The sequence below is a fragment of the Sphingobacterium sp. UBA5996 genome (assembly GCF_002429765.1).
Taxonomy (GTDB): Bacteria; Bacteroidota; Bacteroidia; order Sphingobacteriales; family Sphingobacteriaceae; genus Sphingobacterium.
Map to the genome: position 1 here is coordinate 22,039 of NZ_DJAS01000033.1, position 25,350 is coordinate 47,388.

At 37.8% G+C, this 25,350-nt stretch carries 27 protein-coding genes and 2 tRNA genes; 11 read left to right on the plus strand and 18 right to left on the minus strand.

Going from position 1 to position 25,350, the window contains the following annotated elements; genetic code table 11:
- The first annotated feature begins 60 nt into the window (after window positions 1–60).
- Both B3E00_RS21860 and B3E00_RS21865 read left to right on the plus strand, forming a co-directional pair.
- Window positions 61–948 (plus strand): bifunctional 5,10-methylenetetrahydrofolate dehydrogenase/5,10-methenyltetrahydrofolate cyclohydrolase, encoded by an 888-nt coding sequence (locus tag B3E00_RS21860; RefSeq protein WP_293885095.1) that lies wholly within the window; start codon window positions 61–63, stop codon window positions 946–948.
- A gap of 84 nt (window positions 949–1,032) precedes the next feature.
- On the plus strand, window positions 1,033–1,575 hold the full coding sequence (locus B3E00_RS21865) for a hypothetical protein (protein ID WP_293885094.1): 543 nt from the start codon (window positions 1,033–1,035) through the stop codon (window positions 1,573–1,575).
- Window positions 1,576–1,668: 93 nt separating this feature from the next.
- Here B3E00_RS21865 and B3E00_RS21870 read toward each other — a convergent pair whose 3' ends face one another.
- Window positions 1,669–2,538, minus strand: coding sequence for a serine hydrolase (locus B3E00_RS21870; RefSeq protein WP_293940143.1), 870 nt, complete (start codon window positions 2,536–2,538; stop codon window positions 1,669–1,671).
- 153 nt (window positions 2,539–2,691) lie between these two features.
- On the opposite strand from B3E00_RS21870, the gene B3E00_RS21875 reads away from it, so the two are divergent.
- Complete coding sequence (locus B3E00_RS21875) at window positions 2,692–3,237, plus strand: DUF1543 domain-containing protein (protein ID WP_293940145.1); 546 nt, start codon at window positions 2,692–2,694, stop codon at window positions 3,235–3,237.
- Window positions 3,238–3,298: 61 nt separating this feature from the next.
- On the opposite strand, the gene B3E00_RS21880 is transcribed toward B3E00_RS21875, so the two are convergent.
- The 6 genes from B3E00_RS21880 to B3E00_RS21905 form a co-directional block, all read right to left on the minus strand.
- Window positions 3,299–4,783 (minus strand): amino acid permease, encoded by a 1,485-nt coding sequence (locus tag B3E00_RS21880; RefSeq protein WP_293885091.1) that lies wholly within the window; start codon window positions 4,781–4,783, stop codon window positions 3,299–3,301.
- A gap of 131 nt (window positions 4,784–4,914) precedes the next feature.
- A complete protein-coding gene (locus B3E00_RS21885; RefSeq protein WP_293888953.1) occupies window positions 4,915–5,562 on the minus strand; it encodes an NAD(P)-dependent oxidoreductase in 648 nt (215 codons plus the stop codon).
- Between the two features lie 7 nt (window positions 5,563–5,569).
- Window positions 5,570–5,983, minus strand: coding sequence for an Rrf2 family transcriptional regulator (locus B3E00_RS21890; RefSeq protein ID WP_293885089.1), 414 nt, complete (start codon window positions 5,981–5,983; stop codon window positions 5,570–5,572).
- A gap of 109 nt (window positions 5,984–6,092) precedes the next feature.
- Entirely contained in the window at window positions 6,093–6,779 is a 687-nt protein-coding gene (locus tag B3E00_RS21895; RefSeq protein ID WP_293940147.1) for a carboxypeptidase-like regulatory domain-containing protein, read from the minus strand.
- Window positions 6,780–6,900: 121 nt separating this feature from the next.
- Window positions 6,901–8,847, minus strand: a complete 1,947-nt coding sequence (locus B3E00_RS21900) for a M1 family metallopeptidase (RefSeq protein ID WP_293940149.1) — start codon at window positions 8,845–8,847, stop codon at window positions 6,901–6,903.
- 168 nt (window positions 8,848–9,015) lie between these two features.
- Window positions 9,016–9,363: an arsenate reductase gene (locus tag B3E00_RS21905; protein WP_293940151.1), complete on the minus strand. Its 348-nt coding sequence runs from the start codon at window positions 9,361–9,363 to the stop codon at window positions 9,016–9,018.
- A 327-nt stretch (window positions 9,364–9,690) separates the two neighbouring features.
- Between B3E00_RS21905 and fbaA the strand changes: the two genes are divergently transcribed.
- From fbaA to B3E00_RS21920, 3 genes are all read left to right on the plus strand, one after another.
- A complete protein-coding gene (gene fbaA, locus B3E00_RS21910) occupies window positions 9,691–10,770 on the plus strand; it encodes a class II fructose-bisphosphate aldolase (protein ID WP_293885085.1) in 1,080 nt (359 codons plus the stop codon).
- A 132-nt stretch (window positions 10,771–10,902) separates the two neighbouring features.
- Entirely contained in the window at window positions 10,903–11,577 is a 675-nt protein-coding gene (locus B3E00_RS21915) for a head GIN domain-containing protein (protein ID WP_209578871.1), read from the plus strand.
- Between the two features lie 238 nt (window positions 11,578–11,815).
- Window positions 11,816–12,484 (plus strand): sterol desaturase family protein, encoded by a 669-nt coding sequence (locus B3E00_RS21920; protein ID WP_293888961.1) that lies wholly within the window; start codon window positions 11,816–11,818, stop codon window positions 12,482–12,484.
- Between the two features lie 122 nt (window positions 12,485–12,606).
- Here the strand turns inward: B3E00_RS21920 and B3E00_RS21925 are convergent, their stop codons facing one another.
- Window positions 12,607–12,999, minus strand: coding sequence for a group III truncated hemoglobin (locus B3E00_RS21925; protein ID WP_293940154.1), 393 nt, complete (start codon window positions 12,997–12,999; stop codon window positions 12,607–12,609).
- A 187-nt stretch (window positions 13,000–13,186) separates the two neighbouring features.
- Between B3E00_RS21925 and B3E00_RS21930 the strand changes: the two genes are divergently transcribed.
- A complete protein-coding gene (locus B3E00_RS21930; protein WP_293940156.1) occupies window positions 13,187–13,753 on the plus strand; it encodes a hypothetical protein in 567 nt (188 codons plus the stop codon).
- A 202-nt stretch (window positions 13,754–13,955) separates the two neighbouring features.
- Here B3E00_RS21930 and B3E00_RS21935 read toward each other — a convergent pair whose 3' ends face one another.
- The 7 genes from B3E00_RS21935 to B3E00_RS21965 all read right to left on the minus strand — a co-directional run bounded on the left by B3E00_RS21935 (window position 13,956) and on the right by B3E00_RS21965 (window position 17,583).
- The gene (locus B3E00_RS21935) at window positions 13,956–14,489 is read right to left on the minus strand and encodes an ExbD/TolR family protein (RefSeq protein ID WP_293940158.1); all 534 of its coding nucleotides are present in this window, start codon (window positions 14,487–14,489) and stop codon (window positions 13,956–13,958) included.
- 242 nt (window positions 14,490–14,731) lie between these two features.
- Window positions 14,732–14,816 (minus strand) — tRNA-Ser (locus tag B3E00_RS21940).
- 248 nt (window positions 14,817–15,064) lie between these two features.
- Window positions 15,065–15,661: a hypothetical protein gene (locus tag B3E00_RS21945; protein ID WP_293888967.1), complete on the minus strand. Its 597-nt coding sequence runs from the start codon at window positions 15,659–15,661 to the stop codon at window positions 15,065–15,067.
- The gene (locus B3E00_RS21950; protein WP_293940160.1) at window positions 15,648–16,139 is read right to left on the minus strand and encodes an RNA polymerase sigma factor; all 492 of its coding nucleotides are present in this window, start codon (window positions 16,137–16,139) and stop codon (window positions 15,648–15,650) included. The genes B3E00_RS21945 and B3E00_RS21950 overlap by 14 nt, the downstream gene beginning before the upstream one ends.
- 9 nt (window positions 16,140–16,148) lie before the next feature.
- On the minus strand, window positions 16,149–16,289 hold the full coding sequence (locus B3E00_RS21955) for a hypothetical protein (protein ID WP_209578865.1): 141 nt from the start codon (window positions 16,287–16,289) through the stop codon (window positions 16,149–16,151).
- A 229-nt stretch (window positions 16,290–16,518) separates the two neighbouring features.
- Window positions 16,519–16,603 (minus strand) — tRNA-Ser (locus B3E00_RS21960).
- Between the two features lie 95 nt (window positions 16,604–16,698).
- A complete protein-coding gene (locus B3E00_RS21965; RefSeq protein WP_293884613.1) occupies window positions 16,699–17,583 on the minus strand; it encodes a bestrophin family protein in 885 nt (294 codons plus the stop codon).
- A 67-nt stretch (window positions 17,584–17,650) separates the two neighbouring features.
- Here B3E00_RS21965 and B3E00_RS21970 point away from each other — a divergent pair, with 67 nt between their 5' ends.
- The 3 genes from B3E00_RS21970 to trxA are packed head-to-tail and all read left to right on the plus strand — an operon-like array spanning window position 17,651 to window position 19,534.
- Window positions 17,651–18,499, plus strand: a complete 849-nt coding sequence (locus tag B3E00_RS21970) for a glycoside hydrolase family 25 protein (RefSeq protein WP_293888969.1) — start codon at window positions 17,651–17,653, stop codon at window positions 18,497–18,499.
- A gap of 7 nt (window positions 18,500–18,506) precedes the next feature.
- Window positions 18,507–19,238, plus strand: a complete 732-nt coding sequence (locus B3E00_RS21975) for a rhodanese-like domain-containing protein (RefSeq protein ID WP_293884615.1) — start codon at window positions 18,507–18,509, stop codon at window positions 19,236–19,238.
- Complete coding sequence (gene trxA / locus B3E00_RS21980) at window positions 19,238–19,534, plus strand: thioredoxin (RefSeq protein WP_209578861.1); 297 nt, start codon at window positions 19,238–19,240, stop codon at window positions 19,532–19,534. Before B3E00_RS21975 ends, trxA begins: the two co-directional genes overlap by 1 nt.
- 92 nt (window positions 19,535–19,626) lie before the next feature.
- Here the strand turns inward: trxA and B3E00_RS21985 are convergent, their stop codons facing one another.
- From B3E00_RS21985 to mqnC, 3 genes are all read right to left on the minus strand, one after another.
- Window positions 19,627–19,788 carry a hypothetical protein gene (locus B3E00_RS21985; protein WP_209578860.1) on the minus strand — a complete coding sequence of 54 codons (162 nt, stop codon included), beginning with the start codon at window positions 19,786–19,788 and terminating at the stop codon, window positions 19,627–19,629.
- A 153-nt stretch (window positions 19,789–19,941) separates the two neighbouring features.
- Window positions 19,942–20,502 (minus strand): SMC-Scp complex subunit ScpB, encoded by a 561-nt coding sequence (scpB, locus tag B3E00_RS21990; protein WP_209578859.1) that lies wholly within the window; start codon window positions 20,500–20,502, stop codon window positions 19,942–19,944.
- A 9-nt stretch (window positions 20,503–20,511) separates the two neighbouring features.
- On the minus strand, window positions 20,512–21,636 hold the full coding sequence (gene mqnC, locus B3E00_RS21995) for a cyclic dehypoxanthinyl futalosine synthase (protein ID WP_293888971.1): 1,125 nt from the start codon (window positions 21,634–21,636) through the stop codon (window positions 20,512–20,514).
- A 430-nt stretch (window positions 21,637–22,066) separates the two neighbouring features.
- Between mqnC and B3E00_RS22000 the strand changes: the two genes are divergently transcribed.
- On the plus strand, window positions 22,067–25,333 hold the full coding sequence (locus B3E00_RS22000) for a SusC/RagA family TonB-linked outer membrane protein (RefSeq protein ID WP_293940162.1): 3,267 nt from the start codon (window positions 22,067–22,069) through the stop codon (window positions 25,331–25,333).
- Window positions 25,334–25,350 lie beyond the last annotated feature (17 nt).

Below are 25,350 nucleotides of genomic sequence, written 5' to 3' on the forward strand. Positions count from 1 at the left end.
AATAACACAATAATAAAGGAGCTCAAGAGCTCCTTTTAAATACAATAAAATCTCCTAAACATGAATCTATTAGATGGTAAACTAGTTTCCGAAAAAATTAAAGAGCAAATTGCGTTGGATGCTGCTGAGTTTACAGCACAGACTGGTCGTAAACCTCATTTGGTTGCTATACTCGTTGGTAATGATGGTGGTAGCGAAACCTATGTGGCTAGTAAAATGCGCAATTGTCAGTTGGTCGGCTTTGAATCAACGAACATTCGCTATGACGAAAGCATTACTCAGGAAGAGTTGATTGCCAAGATCAAAGAAATCAATCAGGATGGGTCTATTGATGGATTGATTGTTCAGTTGCCTTTACCAAAACATATTGATCCGGATAAAGTTACCGAAGCAATTGATTACCGTAAAGATGTAGATGGATTCCACCCCATCAACCTCGGTCGTATGCAGCGTAATCTTCCTTGTTTTATTCCTGCTACACCATATGGTATTATGTTGATGTTGGATTATTATAAAATTGAAACAGCAGGAAAACATGCAGTAGTTGTTGGAAGAAGCAATATTGTGGGATCGCCAATGAGTATATTGTTAGCGCGGAATTCTAATCCAGGTAATTGTACTGTTACCTTAACACATAGTCGCACAAAAGACCTTAGCGCAGAGGTTTTGCGTGGTGATATAGTTGTCGCAGCAATTGGAAAGAAAAATTTTGTTACCGCAGACATGGTTAAAGAAGGTGCTGTCGTTATCGATGTAGGTATCAACAGAGAGGTTTCTACAGAAACGAAATCCGGCTTTAAGCTATATGGTGATGTTGATTTTGAAAATGTTGCTCCTAAGGCATCGTGGATTACACCTGTACCTGGTGGAGTTGGGCTAATGACTATCGTGGGTTTACTGAAAAATACATTAGAAGCGGCGAAAGGAACAATCTATCCAAAGCAATAATTTTTCTATTTGGCATAGAAGTTGTAAATTCATATATGTGCTCTAATGAGCATTTGAAAAACTACACTTATCAATCAATATATAATGAAAAAAATTGCATTTTTAGCAGTCGTGGCAGGAACATTGGTAATGTCTTCTTGCAACAATTCGGAGAAAAAAGATACTGTAACTACCGATTCAGCTCAGACAGTAGGCGAGCACGTAGACGCAGCAATAGCAGATTTAAAAAATGCGGAGGAGAATGCTCGTTTAAAAGCCGAGCAGGCAAAAAAGGATTTGGATGAAGCTATTGCGAAGGGCGATAAAGCAGCTGAAGAAAAAGCTCGTGCAGCTTCAGAGGAAGCGAATACGGCATGGGAAAAAACTAAAGCAGCATTGCGTAATGCTGGAGAGGATGTAAAAGAAGGGTTAAAAGACGCGAAAGATGCAACAGTAGATGCAACGAACACAGCAGTTGATAAAACAAAAGATGCTGCAAAAGATGTCGCTCAAGGCACGAAGAATGTTGCAAATGATGTCGCTACCGGTACGAAAGATGCTGCTAACGATGTAAAAGATGCTTCCAAAAAGGTTGGTGACGATATAAGCCGAAAAGCTAAGAATGTCGGTGAAGCATTAAAGAACTAAATACTATATTGACCCTTCTTGATATAATAAAGGGACACATTATACGGTGTCCCTTTATTATATCGTTTCATTTTTATAGTACAAGCTTGATTTTTATTGATAATAATCCCATAGTAATTTTGAAAGCTTCCGAGTGAGGATTTCAGCTTCATTGGTTTTTCCCCAACTTTTATCAGCATTATTCTTGGTGAATATACTGAAAACATAATCTCCCTTCGGTGCATTGACTAGAATAACCTCATTACGCACATCGTCTAGAGATCCTGTTTTAGATGCGGTTTTTACAGTTGCCGGGATTTGTGAAAGCCCTCGCCCATCATAGAACATATTTCCCAGAAGGCGATACATCTGATCGGAAGATTTTGCAGACACAACTTTTCCTTCTCGGATCAATGTCACCAAATCAGCCATCTCCTTGGGGGTTGTCTGCCCCCAACCATATCTTTCCCAATCCGATTTTCGCCCCTCAGTCTGTGAGTTGACAAGCGTGTGCACTAGTCGAAGGTCGGTCATTAATTTATTGATTGCGACCCCACCCCCTGCGAGTTTCTGATTCCAGATACTGGTTACATTATCGCTATATGACAACATAAGACCAATTAAGGTTTTCAGGTCCACTTCTGTACTGTCCTTAAAAAATTGCATGAGCCTAGAGCCACCATATTTTTGATTACTGCGGTACACCAGTTGCTGATCAAGCTGTAATTCACCTTTTTCAATTTTATCAAATATGCCAACTAAAATAGGTATTTTGACAATACTGGCGGTAGGGAAAATGCTGTCAGCCTGAATATTGACCTCTTTATTTTTTTTGAGATGATGTACATAAATGCCAACATCGCCCCGAAAACCTTGAATCAGCTGTATTATTTTCGATTCAAGTTTTTTATCGGTGGAGGGCCTTTGCCCAAACGATGATAGTGATAAAAAAACTAAAGTGGATAATAGGAATATTTTGCGCATTGTTAACGTATAATACATGTTGAATGTGATGGATAATAGTTACTTTTATTGTTTACAGGGCTTAAGTTATGAAATATTCATGATTCTTATGTATGAACACTGATGAAAATAAACGGGATATTTTAACAGAGATAGTGAAAAACTGATTAGTATATGATGAGATTATTTATGATTTTGATCGGCTGTAAACCGAAAAATAGGCGAACAGAGCAGCATGATATTTTCTTTGGAATTGGTGATGAGCTCAAAGATTTTGTCGATCCAATTAAAGATTTTTGGCCAGAGGCTGATGGTAAAATTCACATTGATGCTTACCGTATTGTGCATAAGGTCGGAGAGTATGAAATCAACGTTGTTGAGATGAGCGATGAACAAACTAATGATTCCGAATTAAAGTTGTTTTTCGTCAATTTAGGAGGGTACAAGCCAAATGAATTTGATGAGTTTCATTACAAGGAGCTTATCGTCGCTTCTAATTTGGCGAAAGCGACTGAAAAGGCGAAACGCACTGCCTTTTGGAAGCATCATAGTTCGGCGCATATTGATGATAAGTATGGCTTGGATGTTGATGATATTTATGAGATAGAAGATCTATTATCGCAAGTTGATAGATGTAAGTATGGTATTCAAATTAGACCAAATGCCGATCGGGAAGAGGATATTATATCTAACGGATATTTTAAACTAAGCGCGTTGTAGTTTAGATGTATTAGTGATCTTTTTAAACAAAGTAGGCTTCTTTATAAGAAGCCTACTTTGTTTAAACTATATTTTGTTTATCTTGATGTCGTTTTCTGATGACACTATGTTTTTTACCATACACGAAGTAAATCAATAACCCTATAGCAAGCCAGATGGCCAGACGTTCCCAACTTTCTATTGGCAACGAAGCCATCATTAAAATACAAACTAAGATGCCCATGACCGGAACAAAAGGTACTAATGGTGTTTTAAATGGTCGCTCCAAATTAGGATCAGTTTTGCGGAGCACTAAAATGCCGACGCAAACTAATGTGAAGGCAAACAGTGTACCAATACTTACCATATGTCCCAGGTCTGAAACCGGAACGAAACCTGCGAATATACTGACGAATACCATAAAAATAGCATTGGTTTTCCAGGGTGTCTGTCTTTTGGATAGATCGGAAAATATCTTTGGAAGTAGACCATCTTTACTCATTGAATAGAATACACGGCTCTGGCCGAGTAACATCACGAGAATAACTGAAGTGTACCCCGCAATAATCGTAATAATCAATGCTGTGTTTAGAAAATGATATCCTGTTTTCGCAAAAGCGGTAGCAACAGGTTTTGCGTCGCCTTTAAACATGGTATAGTTTTCAATACCAGTCATTACGTAGGAGAATAAAACATACAAAAGTGTGCAGATTATTAACGAGCCGATGATGCCTATTGGCATACCTTTTTTAGGATTCTTTGCCTCTTGGGCAGCGGTGCTCACCGCATCAAAGCCAATGAATGCAAAAAATACAACGCCTGCTGCACGCAACACTCCACTGATACCAAAGTGACCAAAATCATCACTCTTTAAAAATGACCAAAAGCTTTGTTGTCCACTTTTCACAAGCTCTTCACCTGCATTTGTAGGAATAAATGGATTGTGATTTGCCGGATTAATAAAGCTCCATCCCAAGGCGATAAAAATTAAGACGACCCCAACTTTTAGAATCACCAAGATATTATTAACACGGGATGATTCCTGTGTGCCGCGCATTAATAAGAGAGATAGTAAACAGACAATAACGATGGCAGGCAAATTAACAACTCCGCCTTCCCAAGGACCTTTGAGCAGGGTGTCGGGTAGTTGGATATGAAATATCATTAGAAGCTGATTGAAATACTGAGACCAGCTGACGGCTACAGTAGCTCCTGCCAATGCATATTCAAGCACAAGATCCCATCCGATAATCCAGGCAACAAATTCCCCCATTGTAGCGTAAGAATAGGTATATGCACTCCCCGCAACAGGAATCATAGAAGCAAATTCCGCATAACAAAGACCTGCGAAGCCACAGCCTACTGCTGCGATGATGAAAGATAGGATAACAGCTGGACCTGCATTTTCAGCGGCAGCAATTCCTGTTAAAGAGAAAAGGCCTGCTCCGATGATGGCCCCAACTCCCAGAGCGATTAGACCCGAACTCGACAGTGTCCTTTTTAGCGTGTGTTCACCATTTTCATTGGCCTCAGCAATCAGTTGAGGAATCGATTTTTTAAATAACATAGGATTGATGATTTACGATTATTTAGCTTCTTAATTGTTTAATTAATGTCAAATATAAATGATATCAATGAAAAAAGGGAAGATTGCTCTTCCCTTTTGTAATAAATCTTAATCAAATGCTTGATTGAGTACTAATACGCTGCTGTAAAGCGTTTATTGAGGAATTGTTTATTTTCAATTTCGTCTACTATTGCGACAGCAAGATCCTCAACTGATAATTTGGACCGGCCTTCGTTATCAAATACCGGAGTATCTAGCCCTGTTCGATACTTACCGGTGCGTATTCCGCCAGCATGAGAATTCATTTCTATCGCTGGACTGAACATGGTCCAGGTAAGTTCAGTTTCTTTTTTGATGATATCTAAATAGTCGGCTGCAGCTAAGGCTCCCGGTTTAATTTCTTTTGGAAAATCAGGGGAATCGACCAATCGATTTCCATCTATTAATAAACTTCCTGCACCGCCGATAACAATGAAGCGATTAACACCTGAATCCTTAACAGCCTGTTGGATAGCTAGTGCTCCTTTTGTAAAATCCTCATACAGATTGGGATTCGTCCAGCCGGCATTGAAAGCCGAAATGACAACATCGACATCTTTTAGAGCTGAAACCAATTGATGATTATCATTAATGTCTACTTGTAGTTTATTTACTCTTTCATTCGATGGCGTATTTTCTGGGTGGCGTGCAATAGCAACGACGTCGTAGTTACGGTTCGCCAATTCTTTTACAAGATGAGATCCTACATATCCTGTTGATCCAATTACTGCTACTTTCATGTCTTTTTTATTTAAATGTTTTGCTAAAATCAGCTAGGTATAACTTTCGCAAACGCTGTACAATATCAGTGTCGACTTCCTGATAAAGATCATGCAATCTGGAATTGATATTTTTACCAACCATACAGTCTGGGTTAGGGCTGTTAAACTTTCCTCCGAATTCTGCCTGTTTGGTACTCAGATAAATATCTGCCAAATCAATCGCTGGATTATTCGGATTGATACGAATACCACCGCCTTTACCTTCTTTGCTAATTAGTAAAGATGCTGCTTTGAGAGAGGCAATTTCTTTGCGAACCACACTGGCATTTATCTGGATACTCGACGCAATGTACTCAGAAGAAAGCCATTGATTTGACTCTTCTAGTTGCGCGAGAACCATGATGTGTAATGCCGTTGCAAATCTCAAGTTGTGTAACATCCTCTGCTGATTTTTAAATTACAACACAAAGTAACAGAAAAGGTTTTAAACTGATGTAAAAAATATTACAGTTTAAAACCTTCTGACAATCACGTGATAAAAGTTTTTCTTATTTTTTCTCGTTAAATTTCTTATAGCTATCCATAATATACACCTTCAAAGACTCTTGGCTACTATTTTGGACGAATTTATAGGAAGGTCTAAATCGTTCCTTAAACAAGGCTAGGTCCGACCCACTGAGTGGAGTCAATTCTCTAATCAGATTCTCTGTAAATTTTCTATCAACTGCTCTCTTCTCGAGTTCAGCTACCAGAAGCTTATAATTTGAACGAGCTTGTTTTCCCTCTTTACTAAATATACGACTTGGAGAAATCCGTATGCCCCCGCGGTTCTGAGTTGCGTCCGAATATTTTCCTGCAGTCTTTTCGCGTTGTATTTCAGTAGCAAGTCTACTATCAGTCATCCTTTCGACAACGACTTCATTCAGCTGAATTACATTATTCATTCTGTTCAAATAGATTCTCCGCAGGCTATTATCGTAAATAAAGACCGTGTCTTGTTCATAACCAACCGCTTTAATCAAAAGCAGGTCGTTAATTGCCGCATCAATAGCAAATGAGCCATCTCTATTAGTCTGTACTTCAGCCTTTGTTCTTAGATTTCGAATTTGTGCAGCCTCGATTTTCTCACCGCTGACAAGTTCCATAATAATTCCCTTTGTCTTTTCCTGTGCAATGAGATGTCCACTCATTAGCATAAGAAGTGAGCAGCTTAGAATCGCTTGTAATATTTTCATTCGAATAGTTATAGTTATGTACTTTCAATCTATATATGAACAGTGTATTTACTGTTTTGTTTATCAACCTATAGCCATGATCGTTCTTTACTCAAAAATAAAGAATACAATTTGAAATTGGCTAATTTGCTTTCCATGAGTTATTGTCAGGATTCTTATCCGGCATCACCATGTCTGGATCTATTTGTATAGATTGTAATGATTCTGCGGTTGGTATTTTAAACTGCCATATCGTGTTCCTTTCCCATATTTCCACTGGCAGTTTTTTACGTATCTTCTTTCCGGATATGGTTGTTGCTTCAACAGTCACGGGCATCGGCAATTTTTCCAAGTTCTCAATGGTAACAAGGGCACCAAATTTAGGATTGTTGTTGACATAGGAAACAGACTTTATACTTTGGTCCATTTGCCAGTTGTTGACAAACCAGCCGCGCCAGAACCAATTTAGATTTTCTCCAGTACCATTCTCAATGGCTTTGAAGAAATCCTCAGGAGTCGGGTGTTTGTATGCCCAATCTTGGATGTACTTTTTAAAGGCATAATCGAATCGCTCAGAACCAATAATTTCGTTTCGCAATAATTTAAGCCCATAAGCCGGTTTGTAATAGACAAGAGCCCCAATATTACGTTCTTTCATATTTTGAGGTGTACTCATGATTGGTTCTAGATTACGAGCCGTAAATATGTAAGATCTGCTTGCCTGACTGCGGTAATATTCGCCATTATTAAATTCCTTTGTCGCAAGTTCATTTATGAATGTATTAAACCCTTCGTCCATCCATCCATGCTCACGTTCATTGGATGCAACAATCATTGGAAACCAATTATGACCAAATTCGTGGTTGGTGACTCCCCATAAGGATCCCGCTTTGGCCTGATGGCCACAAAATGAAAGGGCCGGATACTCCATTCCACCAACATTGGAAGCGACATTGACAGCTACTGGATAGGGATATTCAAACCAGCTTTTTGAATAGATCTCAATAGCGGCTTTCGTATATTCTGTAGAGCGTTCCCAGGCATTGTTGCTGTTGCTTTCTTCTGGATAAGCTGACAAAGCTAGAGCCTTTTTTCCACTAGGCAGATTGATCTTCGCACCGTCGAGTATAAATGCTGTAGAAGATGCCCAGGCGATGTCTTGAGCATTATTAAGTTGATACTTCCAGGTTAAGTTTTTCTTAATGGGGCGCGAGTTTTTGTCGTTAACTTCGTCGGCAGATCGGATAATTACAGTCTCGTCGCTGCGTTGCGCTTGTTGGTATCTTTTGAGTTGTTCGGGCGTAAATACTTCTTGTGGATTTAACAATTCGCCGCCCAAAACAACCATATGATTAGCTGGGGTGGTGATTTCAACCTGGTAATTTCCAAATTCCCGATAAAATTCACCGGGCCCGGTATAAGGAAGGGTATTCCATCCCCGAATATCATCATAAACGCAAAGTCTTGGGAACCACTGTGCAATAGCATAAATTTTACCGTTTTTCTTATCAAGTATCCCTGTGCGATCGGCACCATACTTTGGCACTGTATATTGGTATTTAATCTTAAATGTTATTTTTCCGCCCTTACTTTTCAAAGATGTAGGAAGTCTAAGTTGCATCCGTGTGTCGTTAATAATATGCTCGATTGCGCTTCCGTTGGCATCGGTAACGGATTGGATCTGATATCCGCCGTCAAATGTCGAGTTGCCATCACCGTAACGACTGCTGGTCAATGGGGAGATCAATTGACCACGCCCATATTGCGAAAACATATTTTGATCTAATTGTAACCAGAGATAATCCATATTGTCTGGACTATTGTTACTATATGTAATCTCAACAGAACCTGTAATTTGATCGTTTTGATCGTTCAGCGAAGCCTGTATTTTGTAGTCTGCTGCATTTTGCCAGTACGCCGGTCCTGGTTTTCCGGAAGCCGAGCGATAGTCATTGCCATTGTTTTTAAAGAATAGAGGAGCAAAGGCTTCGGTATAGCTGTAGTTGGATGTTTTCTCCTGCGAAAAGGCAGGTAAAGCATGGCTCAACGCCAAAAGGCTTAAGGAAGCCAGTGCAATTCTTTTCATCATACTTTTATTTAAATTATATTTATGTCCTCCAATATACAATGAAAAGTAGATTGAGCCAAAAAAACGCAATGTGCGTTTCAAGAGTTAACGGATAAAAGGAAAACTGAAGGGCTTATTTTGGATAATTGAAGGCTTTTCTAAGCCTCCGCCCATGAGAGTTGCCTAAAACTATTTTAAATTTGTTACATATTCTGCTTCATTAAATCCCAATATTATTCCTTTGTTATATTCAACAATAGGACGTTTAATCATACTGGTGTTTTCTTGGAGGAGCTTGTTTGCACTTACACTATCAACGACCTGATTTTGCGTTTCTTGTGACAACTTTTTCCATGTTGTTCCCTTTTTGTTTATTAGAGCTTCCCAATCTACATGAGCCTCCCATTCTTTTAATTTATTTTCACTGACACCTTCTTTTTTAAAATCATGGAATTCAAATGGAACATTATTATCTTTCAGCCATGTAAGTGCTTTTTTTACTGTGTTGCAATTTTTGATACCGTATACGTGTAGCATAAGAGATACAATTTAGTGAATCCAAATTTAATCAATCCTCTTTCATTTTTTTAATAATTTGTACTTCAGGATATTTTTGCGGCGCAGAATAACAAATTCAATTCGAGTAGTGGATAGTTTGTTGTGATCTAATTATGAAGTAGGGAAGAATGTGAAAGTTTCCTAAAAATCTGATTGTTACATTTCTTTTGAAAAGTCAAGATTTTACATTTTGTGCAAAATCATAGTGTATTTAGTACACTGTTAAAATTAGGAAGTAATAATAATTTTTAATAATTTAGTAGCTTCAAGTTTCATGAAAGATTAAAATAAATCAATAACAAAAATATGAGCCTAAAAGATTTTAAAGGTGTATTGACAGGAGATCAAGTACAAGAGTTGTTTGAAGTTGCGAAGAAACATAAGTTCGCTTTGCCTGCGGTAAACATTATCGGGACAAATTCTATCAATGCGGTTATGGAAACTGCAAAAGCAGTAAATTCTCCTGTAATTATTCAATTGTCAAATGGTGGCGCACAATTCTATGCTGGTAAAACCTTGAACAATGATAATTTACAAGCTTGTGTATTGGGAGCGGTGTCTGCAGCTCAGCATGTTCATTTATTAGCGGAGCATTACGGTGTAGCTGTTATTTTGCATACGGATCATGCCGCTAAGAAACTTTTACCTTGGATTGACGGCTTGTTGGATGCTGGTGAAAAATTCTTTGCTCAACATGGTAAACCATTGTTCTCTTCGCATATGTTGGACCTTTCTGAGGAACCTATTGAGGAAAACATTGAAATTTCGGCAAAATACTTGGCTCGAATGAAACCACTAGGGATGACTGTAGAAATTGAGTTAGGTGTTACAGGTGGAGAAGAAGATGGTGTTGACAACTCGGACGTAGACAGTTCAAAATTGTATACTCAGCCAGAGGAAGTTGCTTATGCTTTTGAAGAATTATCGAAAGTATCTGATAAATTTACAGTAGCAGCTGCATTTGGAAATGTTCACGGTGTTTACAAACCAGGTAATGTAAAGTTACAGCCAGTTATTTTGCATAACTCACAAGAGTATATTCGTGAAAAATATAATCTTAGTGCTGAAAAGCCAGTAAACTTTGTGTTCCATGGTGGATCTGGTTCTTCGCCTGAAGAAATTGCAGAAGCGATTTCGTACGGTGCAATCAAGATGAATATCGATACAGATATGCAATGGGCGTTCTGGGAAGGTGTTAGAGCATACGAAGCCAAAAATCACGACTATTTGCAAGGACAGATCGGTAATCCAGAAGGAACTGATTCGCCAAATAAAAAATATTACGATCCGCGTGTGTGGTTGCGTAAAGGTGAGGAAGCATTTGTTGCCCGTTTGAAAGAAGCATTCGCTGACTTGAACGCTGTAGATGTAAATAGTAAACTGTAATCCACGAAAAGAATAGCATAGAAAAAACGCCCTCAGAGAGGGCGTTTTTTTATGTCAAAATAGGTTAAATATATCGTTTTTGATAGCAATTGGCTTATTTTTTGACAATCAACAATAAAAAGTCAAATAAATATGAAATTTTTAGGAGTTAGTGTAATACTTTTATTAATGGCCCAAGTTAGCTTTGGTCAGATAAAGCAAAATGTTGGCGATTTTTCTTCAGTATTAGCGACCGACAAGATTCAGGTTGAGCTGATTAAATCAAATGAGTCTTTGGTAACCTTCGAAGGACAAAATCACGAGAATGTTAAGGTCGTGAATACCAACGGATCCTTGGTGTTGAAAATGAACGCGTTGAATATGCTTCAAGGAGGCAATATATCTGTTAAAGTATATTATAAAACTTTGGGCAATGTTGAAGCGAAAAAGGGCGCTAAGGTATTTGCGACCACAGATAATACAATTTCGGCCGATCACTTAAAGGTATATGCTTCGGAGGGCGGGCTGGTAGATCTGTATGCTGACGTAAAAACAGCTGAGATCAAAGTAACTTCGGGTGCCACAATAGCGCTGTATGGAAAGGCAAACAAACAAGAGATTATCTCGAACTTTGGAGGTAAATATGAGGGGAAAGATTTTAAGACTTCCACTACTATGGTTACTGTCAATGGTGGCGGTAAAGCAGATGTCTATGCCGCTGATTCCATTGAAACAAAAACGCGCGGCGGTGGTATCATTGATGTCTATGGAAAACCAGAACAACGTGTAGAGAAGAAAATGGCGGGGGGCACAGTCAACTTTAAATAAGCTAAACTGTCTTGGATTTGTCAATTTTATCTTCTGTTGATTTTATTGAATTTTTATCAATTGAACTGATATCTGATGTAAGAGATCAAATAAAAAGGGTTTAGCCCAATGCTTAAAGTAATAATTGTTTAACCTTTTTATTAAAAAGGTCAGTAGTTTTGTTTTTCTAGTCAGAAACCTTCTTCATTTGTGTCTAAAATAGTTATTTTTGTGAGGGAATAATAATAAAAATAGTATTATGGCGAAGCGTAATTATGTTTCAAATTCAACGGAGTCTACGCGCATGTTCAAAAATGACTTTTTGGAGTCATTGACGAAAGTGCATTGGAGTGTACCTTTGATTTTCTATGTACCTGTGGTGGCTTTCTTTTCGTACAAAGCTTTAGTTTGGGGAGATATTCCCTTCTTAACATACATGGGGTATTTTGTTTTTGGCTTGGCTTTTTGGACTGCTTTTGAATATGCTCTACATCGATGGGTATTTCACTATCATCCCACGACGGAGTGGGGGAAAAGAGTCGCTTTTATTTTCCATGGTGTGCATCATGATTTTCCTAGGGACCGTATGCGCTTGGTGATGCCGCTGTCAGCGAGTATCCCACTTGCCGCCTTGGTGTATCTCGGATTCACATTGTTTTTCTCAGATGAATTTGTTCTGGCTTGCTTTTTTTCAGGTTTTATGGTGGGCTATTTAATCTATGACGAATGTCATTATGCGATGCATCATGCTAATTTTAAAAGCGGTATTTTCAAGCGTATCAAGCAACATCACATGTTGCACCATTATTCTGATCCGGAAAAAGGATTTGGTGTAAGCTCTTCCTTATGGGATGAAATCCTACGTTCGGGCTTTGAAGAAAAAGAGTCTAAAAAAGAAACCTCTTCATTAAAAGAAGAAAAAGCATAAAGTTGGTTTTGTCCCTGATAAGGCCCTTGGATTATCCCCAAGGGCCTTTTATGTTTTTCTAAAAATTCTTCTGTAATTATTTTTTATGGTAGCATTTATTTAATGCTTGCCTTTAAAGCTTTTTATATTAAAGGTTTCTTGTTGGGATTAGCATTTAGATAGTCAAGTTTGAACTGGAACATCTGAGCCATTTTCTGTGCACGCCATTTTGCCTCTTGTGCTTTTTCACCAGCAAATAAGTCGTCCACCGTTGCTTCAAATAGTTTGAGCCATTGGGCGAAATGTTTTTCTTCTATGGGTAAATTCATATGCGGAGGAAAAGGGCTGCCAAAATAACTGTGTTGATCCAATAGAAGCGTTTGCCAAAAAGTGTACATTTTCTCGAGGTGTACAGGCCAATTGTTTTGGATACGATCCTGAAAAATAGGTCCTATCGTTGTGTCGCTACGCACTATACGGTAGAACTCATCTACTAATAATTTAATGTCATCGAGAGTTTGGATGTCCTGTTTCATCAACGTACAATCTAGCTTTTGAATAAGATTTAAATGTTGGTAAAAAACTTATTCATCGTGTTTTTTTATACCCTAAATATAGTAACATTTATGGAGAGCGATATCACTCGGATGTAAAGAAGGCTGGCTAAAATTTTGTATTTTCCTTTTATTGTCAGTAAATTGAATCCATACTAAGGGAAAACATATGGGAAAGTACGTCTTTTTAATCCTATTGTCGGTGGGATTTTATACTGCCGAAGCGCAGATTACAACAATTTCGATCAATAAGGAAAATTTTAAGGCCTCTAATTTCCCATTTAAGGGCAAACGGGTATTGCAAGTGGAGCGTATCCAAACGTCTAAGGAAGATAATTACATTGTTTTTTCAAAAGACGAACGTGGCGCAAATCCTGATAATCTTTATGTGCAGCATTTTCAGCAAGTCGACGGCATGTGGAAGGTTGTAACTGCTGAGACAATTTCTGAAGTGGGGGTAATAACATCGGTTTGGGAATCACGAAAGGCTTTTTTTGATGCCGATAAAGATGGAAAATTGGATGCGTTATTTGTCTATTCAAGACATCCACAGGATAATGTCCAGAAGCAGCTCAGTTGTATTGGTTTAGTCCTGTACAAAAATAAGTTTTATCGCCTTCGTGCTGAAGAAGCTGATGGTTATAGTCAGACAACGTATTCTGAAAATTATTCATCTTTACCAGTAGAGGTGAGGGAAACTGTGGAACGTTATTGGGAGAATCTTGATAAAAGATAATTGACACTTATGAATTTAATGTCTTGGATTTGCCGAAAGATCATCATGCCACGATCTTTCGGTAGACCTGTTTTATCTTATAGTTCATTGGGAAACGGAGTCTGCACACTTATTAATATCAATCGATTAATTTAAGAAGAATTGGTTTGATAGGCTACATTCATGGGGCTGGTTGGCTGAAGTAATTTAAACCTTAATTCTACTAGAGTGCAGCCAATAATTTTCTTTCTTCCTCAATTTGTGTTTTACTTATCACATAACGGGAAATGCGCTGTTTCTTTAATTGATCTATCGTCTGAATAAGGTCTTTTGTACGTGCTTCTTTGCTAGGTTTAATCAATACAATCATATCCTTCGTATTGGGCATGGTACTTATCTTTGCTTTTAGTTGTGCAATAACTGTCGATAATTCTTTCTCGATATTTACCGCTACTTTTGAAGAGCTGATAGGTTTTTTATAATCTCCATGATACCACATAAATTTTCCTTCGCCTAGAATCAGTGTTGCTGTACGATTTTCATCAATCAGAATTGGACTTTCTACTTCTGATTTGGTTTTGTCTGGCATAGCAATATCCATTGCTGACGGTCTGTTTAAAGTTGTGGTCAGCATAAAAAATGTAATGAGGAGAAAGGCGAGGTCTACCATTGCAGTCAGATCCACTTTAGGAGCCATTTTTCTGCTTCTTATTTTTTTCTTTCCCGTTTCTGGTGTTTTTTGGTTTAATTCTGCCATGGTCGTCTTCTTTAGGTTAACACTGTTGTTGTCACTCAGAAGTACGATGTCGGAAGTAGAAAGATTCCATAGATTTTATTGGAAAATGCGGTTTTTTTGTGCAAACTTTCCAGGTTTTTGAAGAATCATGTTCCATATCAGGAGTCTGAAAAGGCAATGATATTGTTCTAACTTTTGCTCGCAACTTAAGTTCGAACCGCGTAATACGCAAAAAGCCTTTCATTTCTGAAAGGCTTTTTCTGCGGAGAGTGAGGGATTCGAACCCCCGAACCTGTGACAGTTAACGGTTTTCAAGACCGCCGCATTCGACCACTCTGCCAACTCTCCGCGACAAAAGTAGAAATTCTGAATAGATTTACAAAACTTATTTTGCATTTTTCTTTAGCTAAATGGATGTGGCAATTTTTTGAAAGGTAATCTTATTGAATATTAGCTGTTTATTTTTGAATTTTTTAAGTTGCCAAATAAACTATAAGAGCTATCCAAAGGAGCTTTTGACAGCATATGCTTTGCATCCGAGATTTTTATTCTATTTATTTGAACGAGTCCATCACAAGAGTGATAAGGAAGCTTTTCTAATTACCAAATTGCCTTTCCAATTCCTCTAATTGCGAAATAATTTCATTAATATCTTGATCATTTTTTGCAATCTGCTTTTTGCCGATATAGAAATAAGAAAATAATATCCACCCGTAGGTAGGCAGGTAAGCCAAAAGATAATACGTAGAATTAGCTCCTTGTAGAATTTCCCAAAGATAGATTGAGAGTGCTATACTTAAGAGTATATGGTAAATAGGCAGGTTCCAATGGATTCTTTTCTTTCTAAATATATTGAATTGCCGCCATTGCAGCAGGTGTTCGGTTGGAATAGCCGTTTCGCTGATTTGTTTAATTTTATTTGCCGTTGTAAGCATTAAGCTAGCTTGTGTAAAACAGAGTAAAGATACAATGAAGAGGGAACTATACAAGGTTAGCGTCTTATGTCTAAAGTCAAGAAAATAGACTAACGCAATAATGGCTATGCCAGTGATTAATAATAAAATTGCACCTATTATCTCTTTCCTGATCAGTACCTGACGGAAACTTTTGATTCTACTCAGCTTAATCTGAGGCAGGATGTCATTCTGGTCATCTTGTTTCCAAAGATGCTTTAAATCGTTAAAGTCTTGCATATTTATGGAAAATTTCTGTTAATTCTTTTTTAATTCTATGAATTTTGACACGCAGATTGTTTTCTGTAATCCCAGTAATTTCTGCTATTTCTTCATAAGGTTTTTCATCCATTACCAATGTGATTAATACTCTATCTGCCTCTTTTAGCTTACTTATGCATGTGTATAGAAGATCGATTTGTTGCATTTTTTCATCCGATGTTTCGTCAGGAATATCAATGAAGGTTCTGTCAGATATTTTTTCGACATGTTTCTTTTTCCGCAAGTTCATCAGGCAATTGTTGATTGCTATTCTATAAATCCAGGTGCTTAACTTAGCATCATTGCGAAAACTGTCAATCTTCATCCATACGGTGATAAATGTTTCTTGGATTAAGTCTTCAGCGCTATCTCGGTCTCCAGTATAACTGAGACATAGTTTGCGAATAGTCGGCGCATATTCCTTATAGATAATCTCAAAATTCTCTTTGCTGGTCATTGGATTATTTTAAAATTGTATCCAGTTCAGTGATTTTTGCGTAAAGGTTGTACTCCGAATCTTCGGCAAGGTCGCAAGGATTATGACTTTGATCAGATTGAATAAATGACTAAGCAGATTTTCACTCATACGCATAAATATAATGTTCATAAAATTGATTTTAAAATTAGAAATCTTGATTGTCTGGAATATTATGTCTATTAGATGTGCTAGTATTCGAGTTATTACACAAAAAGCAAAATAAAAATAATAGAATCAGGGAAGTGGATTAGTATCGGAAGGTTTTATCTGAGATGAAATTATTTGAGCTATGGGCAACGCCTTTGGTCCGAACCATGTAAAATGCAAAAAGCCTTTCATTTCTGAAAGGCTTTTTCTGCGGAGAGTGAGGGATTCGAACCCCCGAACCTGTGACAGTTAACGGTTTTCAAGACCGCCGCATTCGACCACTCTGCCAACTCTCCGCGACAAAAGTAGAAATTCTGAATAGATTTACAAAACTTATTTCTCGGAGATAGGCTTAGCGTTTGAAAATGAGCTAGATTATTTTTCTAAAAGCTTATGCAGGTATAATTTCATGGCAATGCTTTCGGATATTGGTAGCAATTTTATCGATAGGTAAATCGTCTTGATCTATACCAAATGGTTCTTCAATGGATTCTCCAATCAATTCGAGGGACGCCAAAACATATAGGATAAACGGTACAGCAATTACAACAAAATAACCAATCGAAAAAACATAACCTACGGGCAGGGTCATGGTATAGAAAATAATAAATTTCTTAATAAATGCACTATAGGCCAAAGGTATCGGCGTGTTTTTAATTCGTTCACAGGCACCACAGACATTTGTCATCGCAACTATTTCCTCATTGAGGATAATAAGTTGATCGCCACTTATGGTTCCGGCCTTATAAAGATCGTTTATTTTATGAAAGATCATATTGGACACTTGGTTTGGTCCATGCTTTTTATTATCCAATGCCTTCAATTCGGGATGTTCATTTTCATCTAGCATAAACTTGGTGTAGTCCGATCTTAAAAAATCATAAAGGGTCTCAGCAAATAGCGGTACTGCTTTCCTAAAAAAACTTCGGTTAACCTTATCATCTGTTTCTAGCATTGCATTCAATTTGTAGGACAAGGCTCTACTGACATTCGTTAAAGTTCCCCATTGTTTTCGGGCTTCCCACCAACGGTCATAGGCCGAGTTTGTACGAAAAACAAGTAAGAGCGATATGACAAAACCAAGGAGATTGTGGACGATGGTAATATTCTTTACCCAACTCTTTTCATTTAATTTAAGGAATTCCAATTCTACAAAGGCTATCGCCCAGGAATAAAAAGCAATTAAAACAAGGAATGGCAGTAACTTTTTAAAGGTGTCTGATTTGTGTAATTTGAAAGTTGCTGAAAGCCAGTCTTTGGGGTTGTATACGATCATATACAAAAATATAAATTGTTGCGAAAATTTTGCGAGTTAATTGCTATTGCCGTAACTTCATCGTGCTATGGCGCAACAGCGATCAAAAACAAAAAGAACAGGTACAAAAGGAGGCCCGGGTCGAGAGACTAAGTGGATTTGGATGGTAGCAGGAATGTTTTTATTCTTTCTATGTCTTGTCTTGTGGCATTATCGAGCTGGAATTATCTATTATTTCCGTGTGGCTAGTTCTAAGGATAAGTCGTTAACAAAGGAGGCTAAATACGATATCAGGAATATTGAGATTATGAGTAAGCATGACGATAAAGTGTTTGGCATTGACGTTTCTGCCTATCAGGAAGAAATAGATTGGCAAAATGTAAACACAATCAATGATCACTTTCCGATAGACTTTGTGTTTATCCGGGCCACGATGGGGGAGAGAGGAATCGATGGTAAGTTTAGCCGAAACTGGAGTAAAACTGAAAATAGGGCGGTTTTAAGAGGAGCTTATCATTATTTCAGACCCAACGAGAACTCAGTAAAGCAGGCTAAAAATTTTATTCGTAAGGTTAAACTTCAAGCTGGAGATCTGCCGCCAGTTTTGGATATTGAGGAGCATCCCAAACAACAATCTATGGATAGTTTGAAAGTTGGTCTAAGACGTTGGCTTGATGAAGTAGAAGCCCATTATAAGGTAAAACCAATTCTTTACTCAGGAGATAAGTTTTATAGTGATTTTCTGGAAAAGGAATTTGCAGCTTATACCTTATGGATTGCTAATTACAATTTTTGGGTTGAGAACCCCAAAGAGCATTGGACTTTCTGGCAATTTTCTGAGAAAGGTACCGTACGAGGGATTCAGGGCAATGTTGACCTTAATATATATAATGGTAAAATTGAGGAATTGGAAAAGCTGCTTATTCCTTTTAAATAAAGAATATATGTATAGATTTTTTATCTCACTATTTTGCGTTTGTTTTTTATCAGTGTGTAATCAAAAGCAATTGCAGGCAAAACCAAAATCCCGCCCGGGTATCCAACAACAAATCCCTTCCAATCCGCCTCTATTAACATTGAATAAGTTTAAAAAGCTTTGTAGTGTTGATGATATTCAGGTGCTTGATACCCGATATTGTGATGATTTTTTGCAGGGATTCGTTCCAAATTCGATTAATATTAGTTTTGAAGGCCCCTTTGATCATTTTCTGACGCAAGTTTTCCCCACCAAAGATCAAAAGTTTTTGCTAATCACTGATTCGGAAAATAATGAGGCTGTCATTGATCATTTGATAAAGTTAGGGTATATAAATATTGTTGGAGTTTTGGAAGGGGGGATTGAAACTTGGAAGAGTAAAGAGATGGTAGCGTCTTTAAGTACTATTACAGCGAGGGAATTTAATAAAAAATCAGTTGAGGGTCATATTGTAGATGTAAGGACAGAGAAAGAATTTAAAAGTGGACATATTGACAATGCAATGAATATTCCCTTAACAGATTTAGTTAATTTTGGTTCTGAGCTTAGAAAAGATTATGAGCAGTTGTATATATATTGCCAATCGGGATACAGGAGTACAATAGCTTTATCTATTTTGAGTTCGAAAGGATTTAAAAATATATGCAATATCCAAGGCGGATATAAAGCATTGAAAAAAGAAGAAAAGGAGAATCAATAATGGCTACTTTTGACCAGATTATTCAATCAAATTCGCTGGTTCTGGTGGATTTTTTTGCGACTTGGTGCGGTCCCTGCCAGACTATGGCGCCGATTTTACAGGATCTTAAGGAATTTTATCAAGACGATTTGTCTATCATAAAGATTGACGTGGACAAGAATTCAAAAATTGCTTCGATTTTTAAGGTAAGTGGCGTACCTACTTTCGTTCTGTTTAAGGATGGCCAGCAAGTATGGCGACAGAGCGGAATGATTCCCAAAATGGAGCTACATAAATTGATCGATCAGGTAAAGTAAATAAAAGATAAGGCGTCCAACCAAATTGGACACCTTATCTTTTAATGATACTCTGGTGTTTTTAATAGGTAGTGATATATTACACTAAAATATTAAAATTCATCTTCATCATCGAAGTCATCCAATCCTCCAATCGGGTCGATTTCAGGTAAATCGAAATCATCATCGAAATCATCATCATCGTCATCAGGACCGTTAAAAGATGCGAATTTTACTTCTTCAAAATCTTCGTTAGCTAAAGTTGCCGTGTTCATAAAATAATACTTTATTGTTTCTTATTTAATGTTGTAAAATTAGAGAAGAAAACTATTTTTCAAAACTTTTTTTCAAAAAAATATTGCACTTTATTTTTCTGTTAATCAATGTGTTGAGTTGTATTTTAAAAATAAAAATTTATTTTATTTTATTTATTCATTTGTTTCGCCGATAGCGTTGTCTTCTGTGACGATATCTTTCATTTGTGGGAGATCTCTGACACCATTGATTCCAAAGTGATCCATGAACTGTGGACTAGTTGCATAAAGTAATGGTTTTCCTATACTATCTGCCTTTCCGGCGATTTTGATCAATTTTTTTTCAAGAAGTCTTTGAATGGAATAATCACAGCTGACACCTCTAATCTGTTCAACTTCCAGTTTTGTGATGGGCTGTCGGTAAGCAATGATCGCGAGTGTTTCCAGAGCCGATTGGCTTAATTTTCGTTTATTGTTGTGGTTTTGAAGTTGCTGAATCGATTCGTGGTACAGCGCTTTTGTCAAAAACTGGTAGGAATTGTTAATGTAGCGTAATTCGAGTACAGCATCTTCATCCTGATACTTGGTTTCAATTTTTTTTATCAAGTCACGCAGTTCGTCTCTGGATACTTCGATGGCTAAAGCTTCTTGTAAAATCTGTTTTATATCGGCAAGATCGATTCCTTCTGTAGAAGCAAATATAATTGCTTCAATATTTCTTATGACGTCTTTCAATGTAGCGTATTAATAGTTAATGACCTGTTCGACCATATGAGCTGGTAATTCGCGGAACTCATACTTTTGTGTTCGTAGTTGGGGAGTGAATCCAGCTTCCAAAATTGCTTCCTGTATAGATTTTGATGTAAATCGATGTGGCGCACCAGCTGCTGAAACAACATTTTCCTCGATCATAATTGAGCCGAAGTCGTTCGCTCCGGCGTGCAGACATAACTGTGCGGTACGTTTTCCGACTGTGAGCCAAGAAGCCTGTATATTTTTGATATTAGGAAGCATAATCCGGCTTAAAGCAATCATACGGATATATTCTTCACTTGTTACGTTATTCGTAATGCCGCGGAGTCTCTTTAGCAAGGTGCCGTCATCTTGAAAGGGCCAAGGAATAAATGCTATAAATCCATGCGATTCTTTTGGCTTTTCATCCTGGACTTCACGAATCCATACCAAGTGTTCAAAACGTTCTTCTATTGTTTCAATGTGACCGAACATCATAGTAGCTGAAGTAGGCAAATTTATTTTATGTGCTGCCCGCATCACGTCCAACCATTCTTTACCTCCACATTTTCCTTTTGAGATTAAACGCCTAACACGGTCATTAAGGATCTCAGCGCCTGCTCCAGGTAGAGAATCCAAACCCGCTTCCTTCAATTGAGTCAATACTTCAATATGGCTCATGTTCTCTAATTTGGAAATATGCGCAATCTCCGGAGGTCCAAGAGAATGCAGTTTTAGGGAAGGATAAAGCGCTTTTAATTGCCGGTAAAGATTCTTGTAAAACTCAATACCTAAATCGGGGTGATGACCACCTTGCAGTAACAATTGGTCGCCACCGAATTTAAAAGTTTCTTCTATTTTCTGTTTATAGCTTTCGATATCGGTGATGTAACTGTCTTCATGTCCGGGACGACGGAAAAAATTGCAGAATTTGCAATTTGCAATACACACATTTGTTGTATTAACATTTCTATCGATTTGCCAGGTCACCTTACCATGGGGTACCTGTATTTTACGCAATTCATTGGCTACGAAAGTCAAATCAGCTGTAGGTGCATTTTGATATAAAAAAATGCCCTCTTCCTTGGATAGGAACTCGAATCGGAGCGCCCGTTCTAATAAATTACTTACATTCATCAATAACAAATATAAGGAGCTTTTAGCTTATTTAAAGTTATTTGTACAATATTTGACGTCTAGATTGAATTTTAACAAACCTACTGACTGACGTAATAGAAGCATCCGTTAGTGTAACAATAGTATTGCAATTTAAGATAGTGTATAAAATACAATAACTTGATTTATAGAGTCTTGTGAATTAATTGGTATTTTTCCTTTTTTTTTACATTTATTATTCTTTACATTTATTTAACAGATTTTAACATTTCTATTCAGTAACCAAATTAGAAAAAAAATAAATAACCAGGGGATCTAAATCTGATAGCAAGAACGGACTGTCGCTGTTGTTGTTCTTAAAAAAATAACCGAAAACTAAATATAAACCAATATCAATTTAAATAACTAAAGAATAAACATAAATTTTTTAAACCACCTATTTAGTAAAATTATGATGAAAAAAGCGGACAAAAATTGTTTTGATCTCATATTGCGCCAAAAGTTCAATACGAGGTTTCTGCTTATGAGTTCTCTTCTCGTTGGGGGAGGAATGACCACTCATGGATTTGCCAGTGGATTAACCAACCATGGCAAAGTTGAAGTCGTTTCATTGATGAAAACCAAAAGCGTACAACAGACGCCTATTAAAGGGGTCGTGAAAGATGCTTCGACAGGTCAAGGTATCACTGGTGTTTCTGTGAAAGTGAAAGGGAGCAGCACTGGAACGTCTACCGACGAGAACGGTGCATTTACCATTCAGGGAAAAGTGGGCGATGTGCTTATTGTAAGTTATATCGGGTACAAAAGTACTGAAGTAACTGTTTCGTCGAAAGCTGATCTTGCCATTTCGATAACAGCCTCTCAAGATGCATTAGAAGAAGTCGTCGTGACTGGTTATTCTACGCAACGTAAGAAGGATTTGACGGGATCTGTCGCTGTCGTCAATACGGACCAATTAAAAACTACTCCAGCCGCAAGTGCGGTCGAGTCTTTACAAGGTCGAGCGACAGGGGTTCAAGTTGTGACCGATGGTGCTCCAGGTTCTACTCCGCAGATTAAAATCCGGGGTTATAGTACCATTAATAATAACGAACCGCTTTATGTAATTGACGGGGTTCCATTTGAAGGAAAATTGAGCTGGTTGAATCAGAATGATATTGAAACAATGCAGGTATTGAAAGATGCATCGGCAGCTTCAATTTACGGTTCACGTGCCAACAATGGTGTAGTCATCATTACCACAAAATCTGGCAAATCTGGCAAACCACAGATTAATTTTGATGCGTATTACGGTGTTCAGGTGCCTAATAGCGGCCGTTTCCCAAAAATGTTAAGCCCACAGCAGATTTATAACCTAAATGATAATAAGGATCCGCTACCTGATTATTTGTTGGCTGGTGCTGTCTCGGGCAACAAAGTAACGCCAGCAGATGCCGATATGTCCAAATATAATTATGCGGATAACAAAGAGGAATTTTATCAAATTACCAAAGCGAATAAGGCAGGAACAAACTGGTTCAAAGAATTGAGTCAGAACGCGCCGACACAATCTTATCAGTTAAATACAGTAGGCGGCGGCGAAAATGCCTCTTACGCCGTATCCGGAGGATATTTGGGACAAAAAGGAACAGTTATCCATACGGGATTCGAACGCTTTAATGTACGTTCAAATACGAATTTTTCCGCTTTTAATAAAAAACTGCGTTTTGGTGAAAATATGCAGTATAGCATGACTAAAGGACATGGCGTCGGTGTAAATACAAATACAGCCGGCGATTATATCGGTGAGGGTAGTGCGATTGGATTTGCATACCGTATTAAGAATATTATTCCGGTATATGATGAAGGCGGAAATTTTGCAGGCTCTAGAGGCGGCTGGGGAAATGGTGAGAATCCTGTAGCAATTGCTTACCGCGCGAAAGATAATGTGAACAAAAGCAATTTCTTCTTTGGCAATGCTTTTGGAGAGTATGATATATTAAAAGGATTAACATTTAGAACAAGCTTTGGTGTCAAATATGAGAATTATTACAATTTAAGTTATACCTACCCGAATCTGGAATTTACAGAGGGTAGCGCAAACAGTGCATCGTCAGAGACCTCAGGTTATAATACGGAATGGACCTGGACAAATACTTTGAACTATAAGGCTAACTTTAATGACGCCCATAGCTTAAATGTATTGTTGGGAACTGAGGCTATTGATAATACCTATCGCCAGGTTCAAGGAAATGGAAATGGCTACTTTATTACAAACAGTACGGATTTCTTTTATGTGAGCCAGGCTTCTAAAAATTCGGCAGCAAGTGAAGGTGCTTTGGGATCTTTGTTTTCCATATTTGGAAAGGTCGATTATTCGTATAAAGATCGTTATATCTTAAGTGGAACAGTTAGAAGGGATGGCTCGTCAAACTTCGGATCCAAGAACAAATATGGTACTTTCCCTGGGGTGAGTGGTGCGTGGCGGATATCGCAAGAGGAATTTATGAAAAGTGCAAGCTGGTTAAATGATCTAAAATTAAGAGCAGGTTACGGTATTACAGGAAACCAACGTATTCCATCATATCAATATTTAAAGCGTTATGCAACTTCTATTAATTCGGCTTCTTATCCAATAAATAATGAATTAGTAAGTGGTCTGTGGGTCAGTGACTATCAAAATGAGAATGTAAAATGGGAACAGGTGGCGTCCTTAAATTTAGGATTGGACTTCTCAATTTTGGAAGGGAAGATTGATGGTGCTTTTGATTGGTACAATAAGAAAACTTCAGACATGTTATTTGCATTGCCACTACCAGGGACAGCTGTTGGTCGGGCGGCTTCGCCTTATGTAAATATTGGCGATATGCAAAATAAAGGGGTGGAGTTCTCGTTGAATTATCATCATAAACAAACTGACCCGAACAAGTTCAACTTCGATATTGGAGCAAACATCTCAAGAAACAAAAATACAATTGTCGGTTTGGCACCCGGTATCAACGATGTGGTATACGGTGCTTTCCGAAGCATGGAAACCTCTATTTTAAGAACAGGTCAACCTTTTGGTGCATTCTATGGATTTAAGGTAGCGGGGATTTATCAAAACGAAGCGGAGCTGACCCAATACCCTTCTTACGAGAAAGCGCGTGTTGGAGGGTTTAGATTTGAAGATGTGAATGGTGATGGTATTATTGACGCAAAAGATAATACCGTTATCGGAAGCCCTCACCCGGATTTTACGTATTCGCTTAATTTCAATGCCAATTACAAAAACTTTGATATCATGATGTACTTCTATGGTTCTAAGGGAAATGAGAATTATGAGGCAACACGTTACTTTACGGATTTTGGCGTTTTTGATGGTCAAAAGAGTGTACGCGTATTGGATGCGTGGAGTCCAACCAATACATCAAGTATGATTCCATCGCAAACGAAAGAAGAAGTTTCGGCTAATGAGTATGCCTCTTCTAGCTATTTCGTACAGGATGCAAGCTTCTTTAAGATGAAAAACTTACAGATTGGTTATAATTTCTCTACAGATAAACTCTTTGGTGCAAATACAGGCGTGAAAAGATTAAGAGCTTATGTCGGAGTAACAAATCTATTCACCATCACAAAATACGAAGGTCTTGATCCGGAAGTATCAGCAACACCATCGGATTATCCAGCACTTGGCGTTGATTTTGGGGTTTACCCACAATCTAGGCAATACATGTTGGGCGTAAGTTTAGGTTTTTAACGGAATTATAAAGCAAT